General features: G+C 33.2%; 15 protein-coding genes. 6 read left to right on the top strand and 9 right to left on the bottom strand.

What is annotated here, in order from left to right; genetic code table 11:
• Positions 1-37: 37 nt before the first annotated feature.
• The 4 genes from dnaG to GQ47_RS18775 form a co-directional block, all read right to left on the bottom strand.
• Positions 38-2107, bottom strand: a complete 2070-nt coding sequence (gene dnaG / locus GQ47_RS18790; RefSeq protein WP_035651742.1) for a DNA primase — start codon at positions 2105-2107, stop codon at positions 38-40.
• A 130-nt stretch (positions 2108-2237) separates the two neighbouring features.
• Entirely contained in the window at positions 2238-3287 is a 1050-nt protein-coding gene (locus GQ47_RS18785) for a hypothetical protein (protein ID WP_035651740.1), read from the bottom strand.
• Positions 3288-3397: 110 nt separating this feature from the next.
• Complete coding sequence (locus GQ47_RS18780) at positions 3398-4108, bottom strand: hypothetical protein (RefSeq protein WP_035651738.1); 711 nt, start codon at positions 4106-4108, stop codon at positions 3398-3400.
• Positions 4095-4655: an RNA polymerase sigma factor gene (locus GQ47_RS18775; RefSeq protein WP_035651736.1), complete on the bottom strand. Its 561-nt coding sequence runs from the start codon at positions 4653-4655 to the stop codon at positions 4095-4097. Before GQ47_RS18775 ends, GQ47_RS18780 begins: the two co-directional genes overlap by 14 nt.
• Before the next feature lie 306 nt (positions 4656-4961).
• Here GQ47_RS18775 and GQ47_RS18770 point away from each other — a divergent pair, with 306 nt between their 5' ends.
• Positions 4962-5471: a hypothetical protein gene (locus tag GQ47_RS18770; RefSeq protein ID WP_035651735.1), complete on the top strand. Its 510-nt coding sequence runs from the start codon at positions 4962-4964 to the stop codon at positions 5469-5471.
• A gap of 119 nt (positions 5472-5590) precedes the next feature.
• On the opposite strand, the gene GQ47_RS18765 is transcribed toward GQ47_RS18770, so the two are convergent.
• Positions 5591-6568, bottom strand: a complete 978-nt coding sequence (locus GQ47_RS18765) for a polyprenyl synthetase family protein (protein WP_035651733.1) — start codon at positions 6566-6568, stop codon at positions 5591-5593.
• Positions 6569-6726: 158 nt separating this feature from the next.
• Here GQ47_RS18765 and GQ47_RS18760 point away from each other — a divergent pair, with 158 nt between their 5' ends.
• On the top strand, positions 6727-7587 hold the full coding sequence (locus GQ47_RS18760; RefSeq protein ID WP_035651731.1) for a hypothetical protein: 861 nt from the start codon (positions 6727-6729) through the stop codon (positions 7585-7587).
• 205 nt (positions 7588-7792) lie between these two features.
• Here GQ47_RS18760 and rlmN read toward each other — a convergent pair whose 3' ends face one another.
• Positions 7793-8842, bottom strand: a complete 1050-nt coding sequence (gene rlmN / locus GQ47_RS18755; RefSeq protein ID WP_035651729.1) for a dual-specificity RNA methyltransferase RlmN — start codon at positions 8840-8842, stop codon at positions 7793-7795.
• Positions 8843-9130: 288 nt separating this feature from the next.
• Here rlmN and GQ47_RS18750 point away from each other — a divergent pair, with 288 nt between their 5' ends.
• The 4 genes from GQ47_RS18750 to GQ47_RS18735 all read left to right on the top strand — a co-directional run bounded on the left by GQ47_RS18750 (position 9131) and on the right by GQ47_RS18735 (position 11827).
• Positions 9131-9724, top strand: coding sequence for a YceI family protein (locus GQ47_RS18750; RefSeq protein WP_035651727.1), 594 nt, complete (start codon positions 9131-9133; stop codon positions 9722-9724).
• Positions 9725-9930: 206 nt separating this feature from the next.
• A complete protein-coding gene (locus tag GQ47_RS18745) occupies positions 9931-10299 on the top strand; it encodes a hypothetical protein (protein ID WP_035651725.1) in 369 nt (122 codons plus the stop codon).
• A gap of 109 nt (positions 10300-10408) precedes the next feature.
• A complete protein-coding gene (locus tag GQ47_RS18740; RefSeq protein WP_035651723.1) occupies positions 10409-11050 on the top strand; it encodes an O-methyltransferase in 642 nt (213 codons plus the stop codon).
• Between the two features lie 54 nt (positions 11051-11104).
• Positions 11105-11827 carry a phytanoyl-CoA dioxygenase family protein gene (locus GQ47_RS18735; protein ID WP_035651720.1) on the top strand — a complete coding sequence of 241 codons (723 nt, stop codon included), beginning with the start codon at positions 11105-11107 and terminating at the stop codon, positions 11825-11827.
• Between the two features lie 167 nt (positions 11828-11994).
• On the opposite strand, the gene GQ47_RS18730 is transcribed toward GQ47_RS18735, so the two are convergent.
• From GQ47_RS18730 to GQ47_RS18720, 3 genes are all read right to left on the bottom strand, one after another.
• On the bottom strand, positions 11995-12558 hold the full coding sequence (locus tag GQ47_RS18730; RefSeq protein WP_035651718.1) for a phosphatase PAP2 family protein: 564 nt from the start codon (positions 12556-12558) through the stop codon (positions 11995-11997).
• A 1-nt stretch (position 12559) separates the two neighbouring features.
• Positions 12560-12907, bottom strand: a complete 348-nt coding sequence (locus GQ47_RS18725) for a Sec-independent protein translocase subunit TatA/TatB (RefSeq protein ID WP_026730602.1) — start codon at positions 12905-12907, stop codon at positions 12560-12562.
• Between the two features lie 106 nt (positions 12908-13013).
• Positions 13014-15260, bottom strand: coding sequence for a M1 family metallopeptidase (locus GQ47_RS18720; protein WP_035651716.1), 2247 nt, complete (start codon positions 15258-15260; stop codon positions 13014-13016).
• Positions 15261-15292 lie beyond the last annotated feature (32 nt).

Below are 15292 nucleotides of genomic sequence, written 5' to 3'. Positions count from 1 at the left end.
CTCTATATTGTTTATCGATATAGAGCTTTTTGAATTTTTAGTGATAAGGAACTACTACCCGACCGAGTTTCTTCGAAAAATTATTCAGCAGTTTCGAATAATCTACCACCATTGACAAAACTTCTGAATTATCTTCCTGCGGATCTGTCATCAATGAATTCTTCAAATCATGAATAATTTTTGAAACCAAATACCAACGCAGTGAAAATATCGTATCTGAAACATTTTGTTCGATTGTTACGTTTTTATGTTTCGGAAAAATATTCTGTCCTTCCCAATCGTGAATTACTACTTTTTCATCTTCCATTAAAATATTTGTTACTTCCTGCGCAAATTCTGGAGGTAAATGCATCAAATATTTATCTAAACTGAATGTTTCGTTTTGGTTATAAAAATCAATTAAACCACTGAAGATATTTTGAAACAATGAATTTGATAACTCTATCTCATCTTCCTGCAGACTTAAATATATTTTTTCGAATACTTTATATTCTCTTTTTTCAGAAACTTCTTTTATATTTCCTTCTTCATCAGCTTTTAGGAAAACATCTTCGAAATTTTCAACAACACTTCCATACAAAAGAAGAATTTCAATGACTTTTCGTTCAAATTCATATAAAATATCTACTTTTTGTTCCTGCACCGCTGAATAACCCTGATCTCCCGGATAATCATAACCCTCCGGCGGACCCGTTCTCGGATCTTCTGGATCTCCTCCTGAAAATCCAGCATTTTGTGGAGGCTGGTTTCTATGAACTTCAAAAGGTTTTTGTTCCTGTTTTTGCTTTTTATTAGCTTCTGCAATATCTTTTTGAATCAGCTGTGCCAAAGTACTTACCAAAACCTGCTCTGAAATATCCATTATTCGGGCACATTCCTGAACATATACTTCACGCTGAATACGATCAGGGATTTTCGAAATACTGACCACCATATCTCTAATCAGATCGGCTTTTTTTATTGGATCGTTTTTAGCCTCGTTCATTAAAATCGAAGCTTTAAACTGTATAAAGTCTTTACTATTGTTTTCTAAATAAGCGACTAATTCATCATGCGAATTTTTTCGAGCGAAACTGTCCGGATCTTCTCCATCAGGAAAAGAACAAACCCTCACATTCATACCTTCTTCTAGAATCAAATCGATTCCACGGATAGATGCACGCAATCCTGCCGCGTCACCATCAAAAAGTACAGTAATATTTCTAGTCAGACGATTAATCAAACGAATTTGATCTGGCGTTAAAGCAGTTCCAGATGAAGCCACAACATTTTCAATTCCGGCCTGACTAAACTGAATGACATCAGTATAACCTTCAACCAAATAACAATTATTTTGCTTGGCGATGGATTGCTTCGCATGATAAATTCCGTAAAGCACTTTACTTTTATGGTAAATATCACTTTCTGGCGAATTCAGATATTTTGCTGCTTTTTTGTCATTGGTCAAAATACGTCCTCCGAAACCTAATACACGGCCCGACATACTTTGAATTGGAAACATCACACGGCCTTTAAATCGGTCAAAAGGACGATCTTCTCTTGCAATTGTTAATCCTGTACTTTCTAAAAATTCTAGTTTATATCCTTTGCCTAATGCTTCTTTGGTCAAAGCATCCCAGGTTTCGGGAGAGTATCCTAAATTGAATTTTTTAATGGTTTCATTCGTAAATCCTCTTTCTTTAAAATAAGATAAACCAATTGCTTTTCCTTCTTCAGAATTTAACAAAACATCCTGAAAATATTTGGCCGCAAATTCAGAAACCAAATACATACTTTCGCGAATATCAGTATTTGCTTTTTCGGCTTCAGATTGCTCGGTTTCTTCAATTTCGATATTGTATTTTTTTGCTAAATACCGAATGGCTTCCGGATAAGTAAACTGCGAATGTTCCATTAAGAATTTAACCGAGTTTCCGCCTTTTCCGGTACTAAAATCTTTCCAGATTCCTTTTGCAGGCGAAACCATGAACGACGGAGAACGCTCATCTGAGAATGGACTTAACCCTTTAAAGTTACTTCCCGCACGCTTCAAATTAACAAAATCGCCGATAACCTCCTCTACTCGAGCAGTTTCAAAAACAGTGTCAATTGTATTTTGTGAAATCAAAACGTAAATTTATTTTTTAAAGTTGAAAGCCTGTAAAAGTACATAAATCCATCCTGAAATTTATTTTAAAACTAAAAAAAAGTGCCTCTCGCGAAGCACTTTTTCTACTAACTAAACTTAAACTCTTAACTTAATTAAAATCAAATCGAAGTCCCATTGAAATATTGTTTTCTTTAACTAGATTGTCCTGAAACAACGGATTTAAATCGTATTTTACATATAAGCTTAATTCTCTGTAACCAATGTAAGAACTCACGCCGTAAATAAAATTATTTACATTGTATTCGCCTTTTATGGTACTTTTATACTTCAAATCGTCCTCTTCAAATTTTAAAATTTGTTTTGATTTTACATTAATTCCCGCGTAACCTCCAACTCCAAAACGGAAGCTTTTATGTGTTTTAAAATACGTTTTTCCGTCTTTTACTGTTGGTCTTGTAAAATCAAATTCCAAATGAGCCGGAAGTACTAAATAAACATTTCTAAAACGGGATTCGGTCAAATTTACAGCGCTGGTTTCTAAATTAGTCTGATTACCGTTTACCACGAAAGTTCTGTTATCTGTCGGGCGAATATTATTGTACATCAATGAAAGTCCATATTTAGCATGCAGCAAATTATCGTTTTTCATTAATCTTGAATTATAGGTAAAACCCCATTCGTAAAAATGCGAACCTATAAAACTGTAATTAGAATCCTGATATTTTCCGTCGATCATTGTATTGTTTAAACCAAGCGCAAAAACAAACTGCGATGTGGTTCTTCTTTCACCTCGAATAGAATCCTTGTGTTTGTTATTATTCCAGTCGTTTTTGTCCCAGTAAATAACGATTTTGCCTTTCTTTGTTGAATCCTGCTCTTTCAGTTTTCCGTCTACTTTTTGCTGAACCAAATCATTGAGTTCATTTTGTGCCAAAGTCACTTTTTCTTCGATAATTACCGCTCTAGCTTCTGCCAATTCTTTTTTGCGTTTATCAGCTTGTTCCTGCGTAATTTTTCCTTCAGATAATTGCACATTTACAGCTTCAACTTCTTGTTTTAGAGTTTCTTTTTCTTCTTTGGTAACTTTCTCAATTTTATTGGCAATTTTCTTGGCTTTCGATTCAAAAGTTTCTTGCCCCATAACCTTGCTTACAAATAAGAAAATTAAAATTACGAGATGAATGGTAAAATTTTTCATGATTGATTTTTTAATTGATTGTGATTGATGATGATTATTTTAATTGTGAATTGTTAATGGTAAATTGTAAATTCTTGCTTCTTGCTTCTTGTTTCTTGTTTCTCAGTTCTCTACTCCTGCTGATTCCTATTTGCCAAAGCCACTTTTACAGTCTGATAGTTTTTATTGACTTTTGTAATCACTTTTTCTCGAAACGACTGCTCTAATTCGCCGTCGACTTGATTCAGCAAATCATTGGCATTAACTTTAATTTTTGCTTTTGGCTTAGCCGAATTTTCCGCTACAATTGTTTTTTCAGCCGAATCCAGCAATTGATCTACGTTTTCTTTTTTAGGGCTTTCAGCAATTATTGTTTGATTATTAATTGATTGTTTTTCTTGATTTTTTTTGATGATGATTGAAGACTCCGCTATTTGATTTGATTCATTTTTATTGATTTTATCTGTTTTTTGATTACTGTTTTTTTCTTCCTTATTTAAAATTTCTTCCGAAGGTTTTTCCGAAACTGCGATTTCAGTTTTAGAAGAATCGATGTTGTTAAAAATTGACTTTTCAGCTGAATCTTTTGCAATTTCTTTTACAACGACAGTATTTTTTGGAGTTTCAACTGCACTTTCTTTTTGATTGAAAAAGAAAGTTCCAACCAATAAAAATCCCACAACACTTGCTGCGATATAAAGCCGTTTTTTGCTTTTTTTAGGTTTCTTTTCTTCGGCAACACTCAACATTGCATCTAATCGATCCCATGCTTTGTTGCTTGGTTCAATTTCACGTTTGTTTAGTTTTTCACGGAAATCCTTTTCAAAATTATTCGGTTCCATTGTCTTGTTTTTTTAAAATAGTAATTTGTGTTTGCAGCATTTTTCTAGCGTGCGATAATTGCGATTTTGATGTTCCTTCATTAATTCCTAACATCTTGGCAATTTCATTGTGTTTATAACCTTCGATTGCATATAAATTGAAAACCATTTTATAGCCGTCCGGCAAGGCATCGATTAAAAACTGAATCTGTTCTACAGTAAACTGGCTGTCGATTTCGTTGAAACTTTCCTCCACAAAAAATTCATCTTCGGCAAATTTTACTTTTTTCTGAACTCTTAAATAAGAAATGCATTCGTTAACCATTATTCGGCGGATCCAGCCTTCAAAACTTCCTTTGTGTTCAAAGTTTTTCAAATTCGTAAACACTTTCATAAAAGCCGTTATCATTACATCTTCTGCCAATTGAATGTCCTTTATATATTGTCGGCAGACGCTTAACATTTTCGAAGAATATTTACCATAAATCTGTTGCTGCGCCTGACGATTGTTTTCGACAGCCAGCTTTATGATTTTGGTTTCTTCTTGATGTAACGGAATAATTTTCATTAATAAGCTTTCGGTTTTTGGTTTTAGAAACAGACTTCTATTAGCATAGACGATTGTCGATTTAAAATGGTTGCATGAGGGTAAAAAAAAATCAAAATTTAAATTTCAAATTCCAAAAATTGCGGCGAATCTTTAAATTTTATTCCATGTAAACTTAAATAAAATTCTTCTGAATAGTGTAAACATACATGATCTCAGCTTAAAAGCGTTGTTTCAACAATTATTTAAATTAATACCCATTTACGTATTAAATCTATTATATTTACGTTTGAAAATTTACCAAAAAACAACCTAAATCTAATTAAAATGACGAGTTTAAAAGACAAAATTGGAGGAATTATAATCCTTATCGTGGCAATTGCGTGTTGTAAGCAATGTACATCTGAATACATTAAAGGGGGCGATAACAAAGCTATTTCCAACTATGAAAAAATGATTTTTGACAAATCTACTGCAGTAGCAGAATTATATCCTGAATACAAAGAGGTTACAGTCAAAATTGCCCATGTGCCGATTAAAACTTATGAATTTAGATATCATTTTGAAGTTGATGGAAATAAATATGAAGGAGAACATACTTTTAGTACTGATTTGCCAAAATCAAATACTTTAAAAATTTATTATTTAAAAGATGATCCAAACTTCAACTTGCAGGATCCACAAGCCAAATTAGACTTAGAAAAAGAAAAAAACACCTCAAATAGCAGTTTATATTGGGCAATTGGATGGGGAGTATTTGCTTTATTGTTGCTTTTAGGACTTATTGATGAATTCAAGAAAAAACCAGAACCGGAAATAGCAGAACCTGCAGAATAAAATTTGCTTTTAAATAAAAAACCTCTTTTAAAATTTAAAAGAGGTTTTGTTTTTTATAGCTCAAAAAATTAACATCAATTATCTAATTGACAAATTTTCTGATTATTTAATTATAGAAATTATTTCTTTCTCTCAATAACGTAATTAACCATCAAAGTCAGAGCGTCTTTATATTCAGAATCTTCGAAGTTTTGAAGTAATGAAAGTGCTTCTTGCTGGAATTCGACCATTTTATTTTCGGCGTAAGCCAAACCATTATTATCTTTTACAAAGGCAATAACTTCTTTAACGCGCTTTTTGTCTTTGTTGTGGTTTTTAATGGAATTTATCAGCCACTTTTTTTCCTGTGGTGTACAAGTATTTAAAACGTGAATTAAAGGCAAAGTCATTTTTTGCTCTTTAATATCGATTCCGGTTGGTTTTCCGATGGCTTCTTCGCTATAATCAAATAAATCATCTTTTATTTGAAATGCCATTCCGATAAGTTCTCCGAATTTACGCATGTTTTCAACCTGAGCATCATCTTCAATTACAGCTTTCGCGCCAAGCGCACAACACGCAGCAATAAGCGTTGCTGTTTTTTTTCTGATGATTTCGTAATAAACATCTTCCGTAATATCAAGTCTTCGGGCTTTTTCGATTTGAAGTAATTCACCTTCGCTCATTTCACGAACAGCTACAGAAATTATTCTTAATAAATCAAAATCGCCATTATCAATAGAAAGCAACAAGCCTTTTGAAAGTAAATAATCTCCAACTAAAACGGCAATTTTGTTTTTCCAAAGCGCATTAATAGAGAAAAATCCGCGACGACGATTACTGTCGTCCACAACATCATCATGAACTAAAGTCGCCGTATGAATTAATTCGATTACAGATGCTCCACGATACGTTCTTTCGTTTACAACACCTCCAGAAACCATTTTTGCGGTCAAGAAAACAAACATTGGACGCATCTGCTTTCCTTTTCGATTTACAATATAATACGTAATTCGGTTCAGCAGTGCAACCTTTGAAGTCATCGATTCATGAAACTTTTTTTCGAAAAGTTCCATTTCGTTAAAAATAGGCTGTTTTATTTGGGAAGTAATATTCATTTCGATTTCAAATATACTATTTTTAATAAAAAAACGTTGTCTATTTTATGTTAGTATATCAACAATTTGCTTACTAATATAAATTCACCACCAAAAACACATTCTAGTTAAAGCTTAATTTGAGTTCATTAATTAAAATCATTCAAAACTAATTTATTATGAAAACAAAAATTTTCTTTATTGGAACATTAGCAGCTTTATCTTTTTTTGTCAGTTGCAACTCTGATGAAAAAACAAATGACGGATCATCTGCAGCAATTACAAAGGATGAAATCATCAAAAATTCAAAAATTGACGCCTCAATTGATGATGTTACAAATATTGCCGAAGATCAATTTAGCGCACAACAAAACGTAACTGCAAAACCAAGCGGACCGGTAAAAAATTTCCTTCCGAGTTGTGCTACGATTACAACAGTCTTAACAAACAATACCTGGACAAGAACTGTCGATTTTGGCGTTGAAGGCTGCACACTTGAAAACGGAAATACAGTAAAAGGAAAAATGGTTATTTCTTTTTCTAATGATTTTTCGACTTCAACACAAACCATTAGTTATACTTTTGATGGATTTTATCATAATGGCAAAAAACTTCAAGGAAGCAAAAGCATAGTGCGAACTGTAAAAACAACCGATTTGCTTGCAACAGCACATCCCGTTTTTACGGCCTCAATCGATATGACAATTACTTTTGATGACGGCGGCGTTTATACTCGAAAAGGCACACTGGTTAAAGAACAGGTTGAAGGTTTTGATACTTGGTTCAACTGGGATGATAATGCTTATTTAGTAACTGGAAGCGGAACAACAACTTTTCCTAACGGAGATACTTTTTCTGCTGAAATTACTACCCCATTGCAATTTAAAGCATCATGCAAAAAATCTATTCCTGTAAAAGGAGTTTTATCTGTAACCAAAAACGGAGCTACAGCTGTTGTTGATTATGGCGACGGAACATGTGATACACTTGCAACAATTACAAAAGATGGCGTAACAGAAGAAGTTGATTTGAAAAAATAATCCTTTTTGCCCAAAGAAAAAGCATTAAGAACAAGAATATTTCTCGTTTTTAATGCTTTTTGTTTATGTAATTAAGTCCCTACGGGACATTATTGTTGTGATTTTCGAATATCTAACTACCAATATCCAACTCCTAACGGAGTTATCTCGGAGAGATTATATATTGGTAGAATATTAATCGCGCCTCTGCTTTGTCCCTTAGGGACTATACTTCAGCTTCTTTATTTGCCAATTGCCCGCAGGCAGCATCAATATCTTTTCCTCGGCTGCGTCTTACTTTCACTACAACTCCAATATTTTCTAAAGCTTTTATATAAGCCATAATTGATTCTTCTGAAGCTTGTTGAAATTCTCCGTCATCAATTGGATTGTATTCGATTAAATTGACTTTACAAGGAACGTATTTACAGAATTTAACCAACGCATCAACAGAAGCTTTATCATCGTTGATTCCTTTCCAGACAACATATTCGTAAGAGATTTTACTTTTTGTTTTTCTGTACCAATACTCTAATGCTTCGCGTAAATCTTTTAAAGGAAAGTTTTTGCTGAAAGGCATAATCTTCGCGCGTGTTTCATCAATTGCTGAATGCAATGAAACTGCCAATTTGAATTTCACATCGTCATCGGCCATTTTTTTGATCATTTTCGGAATTCCTGAAGTCGAAACCATAATACGTTTTGGCGACATTCCCAAACCTTCAGAAGATGTAACCATATCGATTGCTTTAATGACATTGTTATAATTCATTAAAGGCTCACCCATTCCCATAAAAACAATATTCGAAAGCGGATGATTATAATACAAACGGCTTTCTTTGTCAATTGCCAAAATCTGATCGTAAATTTCTCCAGGTTCCAGATTTCGCATACGCTTTAATCGCGCAGTAGCGCAGAAATTACAATCTAAACTGCAACCTACCTGACTCGAAACACAGGCTGTTGTTCTGGTTTCGGTTGGAATCAAAACCGATTCTACCACTAAACCGTCATGTAAACGAACAGCATTTTTTACTGTTCCGTCGCTGCTTCGCTGCATCGTATCAACCTTAATATGATTGATTACAAAATTTTCTTCAAGCATTGAACGCGTTGTTTTGGCAACATTAGTCATGTCTTCAAAACTATGTGCTCCTTTGCTCCACAGCCATTCATAAACCTGATTTCCGCGAAAAGCTTTGTCGTTATTTGCGACAAAAAAATCGCGCAATTGCTCTTTTGATAAGGCTCTTATGTCTTTTTTCTCCATTTGCATGGTGCAAAGTTAAGTTATTTGTTCATTTCTAATGTTATAAACTATAGTTCAATCTTGAAAATTCAAACAACAAAAGGTTTAAAATGATTGTAAACGACATTTTATAAAAAATCAATTTTATGAATATTGCATTTTTATTATACGTTTTTAATAAAATCTCAACCATGATTTTTATCAGCTCTTGCCCGATTTGTTCGCAATACATTTGATCCAAGAAAAAGATAGCATTTATAATTAAAGCCAAACTGAATTATAAACTATCAAGATTTAACTAAATACCACATACAAATGAAAACGATCAAATCAATTTTATTAGCCGTAGTTATTACATTATCAATACAAGTAAACGCTCAAAAAAGATATTCTTTGACAAAATCAACTTTTGAGGTAGCAGGAACATCCAATATACACGATTGGGTAATGCGATCTTCAGAGGGAACTGGCAGTGCGATTTTAACCATTACCGATTCAAAACTAACAGACATCAAAAACTTATCTATAACATTACCAACCGAAAGCATAAAAAGCAGCAAAACAAGTATGGACGATGTGGCTTATGAAACTCTGGATACGAAAACACATAAAAACATCAAATACGTATTAAAATCTGCTGATAAGGCAAATGAAACAACATGGATTTTAATTGGGACTTTTACTATTGCAGGTGTTAGCAAAGATTTTAAAACTCAGGCAAAAGTAATGACCAATGACAACGACACTTTTGTACTTCAAGGATCAAACCGAATGAATTTTACTGATTTTGAAATGACTCCTCCATCAGCTGCACTTGGTGTTGTAAGAGCCGGGAAAGAAATTACGGTTCTTTTTAATATCACATTAACTGATTTTGCAAGAAATGAAAATGTTTTGGTTATAAAATAGATTACATCACAGTCAGCAAAAAAAATACTTAAAAAAATCTTAAACTAAATTGTTTGGGTTCTTAACAGAAAATTTGGCACAGGAATTGTCTTTCACCTAAAAGAAATATAATCTTACAAAGCGCGCAACAATTTTAAAATTTGTATTTTTATTATTTCAACGATATAACCTTTTATTTTTTAATAAACCTAAAAAGACAATCCATTATGAAAAAACAAATTTTAAGCTTAGCTGTTGTTGCTTTATTAGCTTTCGCTGTACAATCATGCGGTGACAAAAAAGAACCAAAACCTGCAGATGAAGAATTAACTCTTGGAAACAAAGTTGATTCATTGACAACAGATATTGAAGAAGTAAAAGACAGCGCAGTAAGCAAAACTGAAAGTGCCGCTCAGGATGTTAAAGACGCTACAAAAAAAGCAGCAGATGATGTTGAAACTGCAACCAAAAAAGCAGCTGACGATGTAAAAGATGCTACTAAAAAAGGAGCACAAAAAGTTGAAAATGCAGCAAAAGCAGCAAAAGACGGAACTGTAAAAACAGCAAAAGAAGTAAATGAAGCATTGAAAAAATAATTTCATTTAAAACTGAATTCAAAACCATTCGCCAAAACGAATGGTTTTTTTATGCCCAAAAAAGAGTTATTATTTTGTATTTTTGCATCAAATTTATAAGACTGTACAAATGCATTTTATTTCACAAGAACTTGAAGATTATATCGAACAGCATTCAGAAAACGAACCGGCTTTATTAGCAAAACTTAATAAAGAAACGTATCAAAAAATACTTTTGCCAAGAATGTTGAGCGGGCATTTTCAAGGGCGTGTTTTAAGCATGCTTTCTAAACTGATTCGCCCTGTGAATATTCTTGAAATTGGGACTTATACTGGCTACGCAGCCTTGTGCCTGTGTGAAGGAATGCAGGAAAATGGGCAACTTCACACTATTGATATTAAGGAAGAATTAGTTGATTTTCAGAGAAAATATTTTGATGCCTCGCCTTGGGGAAAACAGATTTTTCAGCACTTGGGTGAAGCCATTGATATTATCCCGAATTTGGATGTAAAATTTGATTTGGTTTTTATTGATGCCGATAAAGAAAACTATTTGAATTACTGGGAAATGATTGTTCCGAAAATGAATAAAGGCGGAATTATTTTATCTGATAATGTTTTGTGGAGCGGAAAAATTCTGGAACCAGTTCATCCAAATGATGTGAGTACAAAAGTTCTTTTAGAATACAATCAATTATTAAAAGATGATCCACGCGTTGAAACGGTTTTATTGCCTATTCGTGATGGATTGACAGTAAGCAGAGTACTTTAAAAAAGATACTGAGACACTAAGTTTTTCTTTTTACATTTTTTAAAATCTATTTAGATGAAGTATTCAAACGAAGTAGAAAATGAGGGTTACTCAATAATAAATAATGTTTTTACAGAAAATGAAATTGAAAATCTAATTTCATTGATTGAAAATAAAACAGAAAACAATCCTGAAAATGACACTTTCAGGAAATCTCAGGATTTATTTGCTATCAGACAATTTCATAAAGAAATTCCTGAAACATTGCCTTATATTTTTAACCAAAATTTGCAGAACATTATTGAGACAACCTTTGGAAAAGGATACTTCATAACCAAATCCATTTATTTTGACAAGCCTGAAAAATCAAATTGGTTTGTTGCTTATCATCAAGATTTGACAATTTCAGTTGATAAGAAAATTGATGTTGAAAATTTCGAAAATTGGACAATAAAGCAAAATCAATTTGCAGTACAGCCTCCTACTGAAATTTTAGAAAACAATTTCACTATCAGAATTCATATTGACAAAACAACAAAAGACAATGGCGCTTTAAAAGTCATCAATAATTCTCATTCAAAAGGAATTTTGAGAATTGAAAATCTTGATTTCAAAAAAGAGAAAGAAAGTATTTGCGAAGTTGAAAAAGGTGGCATTATGATTATGAAACCGCTATTGTTTCATGCTTCAAACAAAACCACAAATAATGAAAGACGAAGAGTTATTCATATCGAATTCAGTAAGCAAAAACTTCCTAATGGATTAGAATGGAGTGAAAAAACAATAATCCAAAATTAATTCTCCATAAAACGAGTCCTAGCCCAGATTGAAGTGAAAAGCCCGGAACTAAAAAAATAATTTTTCTTACCAAAAAACAGCGACCAACGGAAGCTCGTTTTATGGTTTAGAAAAATATTTTGTTTAGTGAGGACTTGAAACGGAAAGCTGGAAAAGCTCCTAAAAAACTATCCCGGAAAATATTGTGGTTTTAATTTTCGATAAACCAAATAAATTAGTGACCCAAAAAGTGCTCCGAAGAAATATCCAGCCAAAATATCACCTGGATAATGCAATCCTAAATAAATACGGCTGTAAGCAAAAATTAACGGCCATAAAAAGATAAATCCTAAATACTTGAAACGGCTTTTTAAAACCAAAAATAAAAAAGTTGCAACGGCCATAGTATTTGCAGCGTGTCCAGAGAAAAAACTATACGATTGTCTAACCTGAACAATACGAATAATCGATTTTAATTCAGGATTATTACATGGACGCAAGCGCTCAAAAGTATGTTTGAATAAATTACAAGTCTGATCTGTAAAAGCAATCAAAACGGCTATAAAAAGCAATAAATACAAGGTTTGTTTTCCTCCTATTTTTTTATAAATAAGATAAAACATCAATAGAAAAATAGGAGTCCAATACAACTGCTGTGTTATAATCAGCCAAAGTTTATCGTATGTTTCAGAACCTAAACCATTCAGATACACAAAGAGATTGGTATCTAATTCTTGTATTTTTTCAAGCATATTACATTTGACGTTTTATAGGTCCCGAAAGTGAATCAATATCTTCTTTTACTTTATCAATTTCTGTGGCAGTATCTCCTAAAAGATTTCCTGAATCTCCTATGATATTGGATTTTGCCTCATTGATCTGAGCATTGATATTGCCTGTTATACTATTAAGCGATTTGGTGTCAAGACCATTTGCCTCGGCTCCTTTTTGAATCTCGCTTTTAATATCGTTAGTTGCATTTTTTAATTGCGCCATAGCTTTTCCCATTGTACGGGCAATTTCTGGCACTTTATCTGAACCAAAAAGCATTAGCACTATAAACAGTATGAAAACTAATTCTCCTCCTCCTATACCGAACATATCTTTTATTTTTACGTGATCACAAAGATATTAAATTTTGCCGCGTAGAGTTTTAAAATTTACTTAAAAAAAAAAGACTCTTTTCAGAGTCTTTTTTTTTTTATTCTTAGTCAAATTTTGATTTTTCTTCTGTTTTTGGCCAAGCATTGTTGGTTACATCAATATCAGCAGTCATTAATTTTGGATCAATCTGAATACTTTTGATTGCTTTTGAAGTCGCATAAACTTTTTTAGCTGTATCATTATTTTTTCTCCAGATTTGTGCTGGATACTGATAATTATCTTTTGAACCATCTTCGTAAGTAATCTCCACTAAGATTGGCATAATCATTCCTCCTGGTTTATTGAACTCAACTTCGTAGAAATATTTCGGAGATTTTAAACCTGCTTTTTCTTCTGCTGTAAAAGACTGATTTACGTAATCAGATAATAATTTTACGTCATCAACTTTTAATGCTTTTTTGCTAGAAGCGTTAACTTCTGCATTATCTCCAGAAACTAAGTAAACAAAAGGTCCTTTGTCTAAACCAAAACGTCCTTTTCTAACTTTAACATCTTTCAAATCAGCCGTTGGAGTTTCAGAAACATAATATTGTTTTACGTCTTTAATCCCAATATCTACGAAATCAGTTGAGTAAAACCATCCTCTGAAAAACCAATCCAAATCAACAGCTGAAGCATCTTCCATTGTTCTGAAGAAATCTTCTGGAGTTGGGTGTTTGAATTTCCATCTGTTTGCGTATGTTCTGAATGCATAATCAAACAATTCTCTTCCCATAACCACTTCTCTTAAAATATTAAGACCTGTAGCTGGTTTTCCGTAAGCGTTATTTCCAAATTGAGCAATTGTTTCAGAGTTTGACATAATTGGCTCTAAAAACTTTTGGTCACCACTCATGTACGGAACAATATTTTTAGCAGGTCCGCGTCTTGATGGGAAAGTTGGATCTAATTCTTGTTCTGCTAAATATTCTAAGAACGAGTTTAAACCTTCATCCATCCAAGTCCATTGACGCTCGTCTGAATTTACAATCATTGGGAAGAAAGTGTGTCCTACTTCGTGAATAACAACACCAATCATTCCGTTTTTAACTTCTTTGCTTGTTACTCCATTTTCATCAGGACGACCGAAGTTCCAACAAATCATTGGATATTCCATACCTTGATCTTCTGCCGAAACAGAAACTGCTTTTGGATAAGGATAATCAAATGTGTGAGATGAATAGCTTTTTAAAGTATGTGCAACTGTCATAGTTGAAGTTTCTCCCCAAAGCGGATTCGCTTCTTTTGGATAAACAGATTCGGCCATAACAATTTTACCGCCTAATTTTACCGCCATTGCATCGTAGATGAATTTTCTTGAAGATGCAATTCCGAAATCACGAACATTTTTTGCACTGAATTTCCAAGTTTTTTTCTTTTCAGAAAAACCTTTTTCAGCCGCCTCAGCTTCAGCCTGAGTTACAATTACAACAGGTTTGTCAAAAGATTTTTGAGCCTGCTCATAACGTTTAACTTGCTCAGCAGTGAAAACTTCGCTTCTGTTCATTAATTCTCCTGTTGCATCAATTACGTGATCTGCAGGAACTGTAATATTTACGTCGAAGTTTCCGAAAGGAAGAGCAAACTCTCCGCTTCCCCAAAACTGCATATTTTGCCAACCTTCAACATCATTATAAACTGCCATTCTAGGATAGAACTGTGCAATTACATATAATTTATTTCCGTCTTTTTCGAATAATTCATAACCAGAACGTCCGCCTTCTTTTCTATAATTATTAACGTTGTACCACCATTTTATAGCTAAAGAGATTTTTTCACCTGGTTTTAGAGGAGTAGCCAAGTTAATACGCATCATCGTTTCGTTGATGGTATAAGACATCGGATTTCCTTTAGCATCTTTTACTTGCTCAATATTAAAACCACGCTCTAGATCTTTTTTAAGATATTTATTCGCAAATCCTTCAAGCGGCAAAACCTGATTAAGCTTTTCTCCTTCTGCTAAAGAAGTCTGCCCATTTGCTCTTGCCTGATTTTGATCTAGCTGAATCCATAAATATTCTAAACTATCTGGTGAATTATTAGAATAAGTAATAACCTCAGAACCTGTTATTTTCGAATTTTTATCGTCTAGTTCGATATCAATTTTATAATCTGCCTGCTGTTGGTAATACGCTGGTCCTGGTGCTCCAGATGCCGTACGAAACATATTTGGAGTTGCCAGCAAATCATACATTTGACTGAACTTATTTGTATCGTACTTTCCTTGCTGTCTTGGAGCTGCTGGAGTATTTGCTTTTTCCTGAGCAACTAGCATTGCAGGAAAAAGTAATAATAATGAAAGTTTTTTCATAAAAGTTTAATGGTAATTTTATCAGGGTGTGA

Source organism: Flavobacterium sp. ASV13 (assembly GCF_000745775.1).
Classification (GTDB): Bacteria; Bacteroidota; Bacteroidia; order Flavobacteriales; family Flavobacteriaceae; genus Flavobacterium.
The sequence above is the reverse complement of the archived record's forward strand: the minus strand, read 5'-3'. Positions and strand labels throughout refer to the sequence as shown.

What these genes read in the sequence shown, in the direction of transcription:
- GQ47_RS18760 (WP_035651731.1), top strand. Translation starts at nt 6,727, where the DNA reads ATGAAAACAAAAATTTTCTTTATTGGAACATTAGCAGCTTTATCTTTT.
- GQ47_RS18730 (WP_035651718.1), bottom strand. Translation starts at nt 12,558, where the DNA reads ATGCTTGAAAAAATACAAGAATTAGATACCAATCTCTTTGTGTATCTG.
- GQ47_RS18725 (WP_026730602.1), bottom strand. Translation starts at nt 12,907, where the DNA reads ATGTTCGGTATAGGAGGAGGAGAATTAGTTTTCATACTGTTTATAGTG.
- GQ47_RS18785 (WP_035651740.1), bottom strand. Translation starts at nt 3,287, where the DNA reads ATGAAAAATTTTACCATTCATCTCGTAATTTTAATTTTCTTATTTGTA.
- GQ47_RS18780 (WP_035651738.1), bottom strand. Translation starts at nt 4,108, where the DNA reads ATGGAACCGAATAATTTTGAAAAGGATTTCCGTGAAAAACTAAACAAA.
- rlmN (WP_035651729.1), bottom strand. Translation starts at nt 8,842, where the DNA reads ATGCAAATGGAGAAAAAAGACATAAGAGCCTTATCAAAAGAGCAATTG.
- GQ47_RS18735 (WP_035651720.1), top strand. Translation starts at nt 11,105, where the DNA reads ATGAAGTATTCAAACGAAGTAGAAAATGAGGGTTACTCAATAATAAAT.
- GQ47_RS18765 (WP_035651733.1), bottom strand. Translation starts at nt 6,568, where the DNA reads ATGAATATTACTTCCCAAATAAAACAGCCTATTTTTAACGAAATGGAA.
- GQ47_RS18740 (WP_035651723.1), top strand. Translation starts at nt 10,409, where the DNA reads ATGCATTTTATTTCACAAGAACTTGAAGATTATATCGAACAGCATTCA.
- GQ47_RS18720 (WP_035651716.1), bottom strand. Translation starts at nt 15,260, where the DNA reads ATGAAAAAACTTTCATTATTATTACTTTTTCCTGCAATGCTAGTTGCT.
- GQ47_RS18775 (WP_035651736.1), bottom strand. Translation starts at nt 4,655, where the DNA reads ATGAAAATTATTCCGTTACATCAAGAAGAAACCAAAATCATAAAGCTG.
- GQ47_RS18745 (WP_035651725.1), top strand. Translation starts at nt 9,931, where the DNA reads ATGAAAAAACAAATTTTAAGCTTAGCTGTTGTTGCTTTATTAGCTTTC.
- GQ47_RS18750 (WP_035651727.1), top strand. Translation starts at nt 9,131, where the DNA reads ATGAAAACGATCAAATCAATTTTATTAGCCGTAGTTATTACATTATCA.
- GQ47_RS18770 (WP_035651735.1), top strand. Translation starts at nt 4,962, where the DNA reads ATGACGAGTTTAAAAGACAAAATTGGAGGAATTATAATCCTTATCGTG.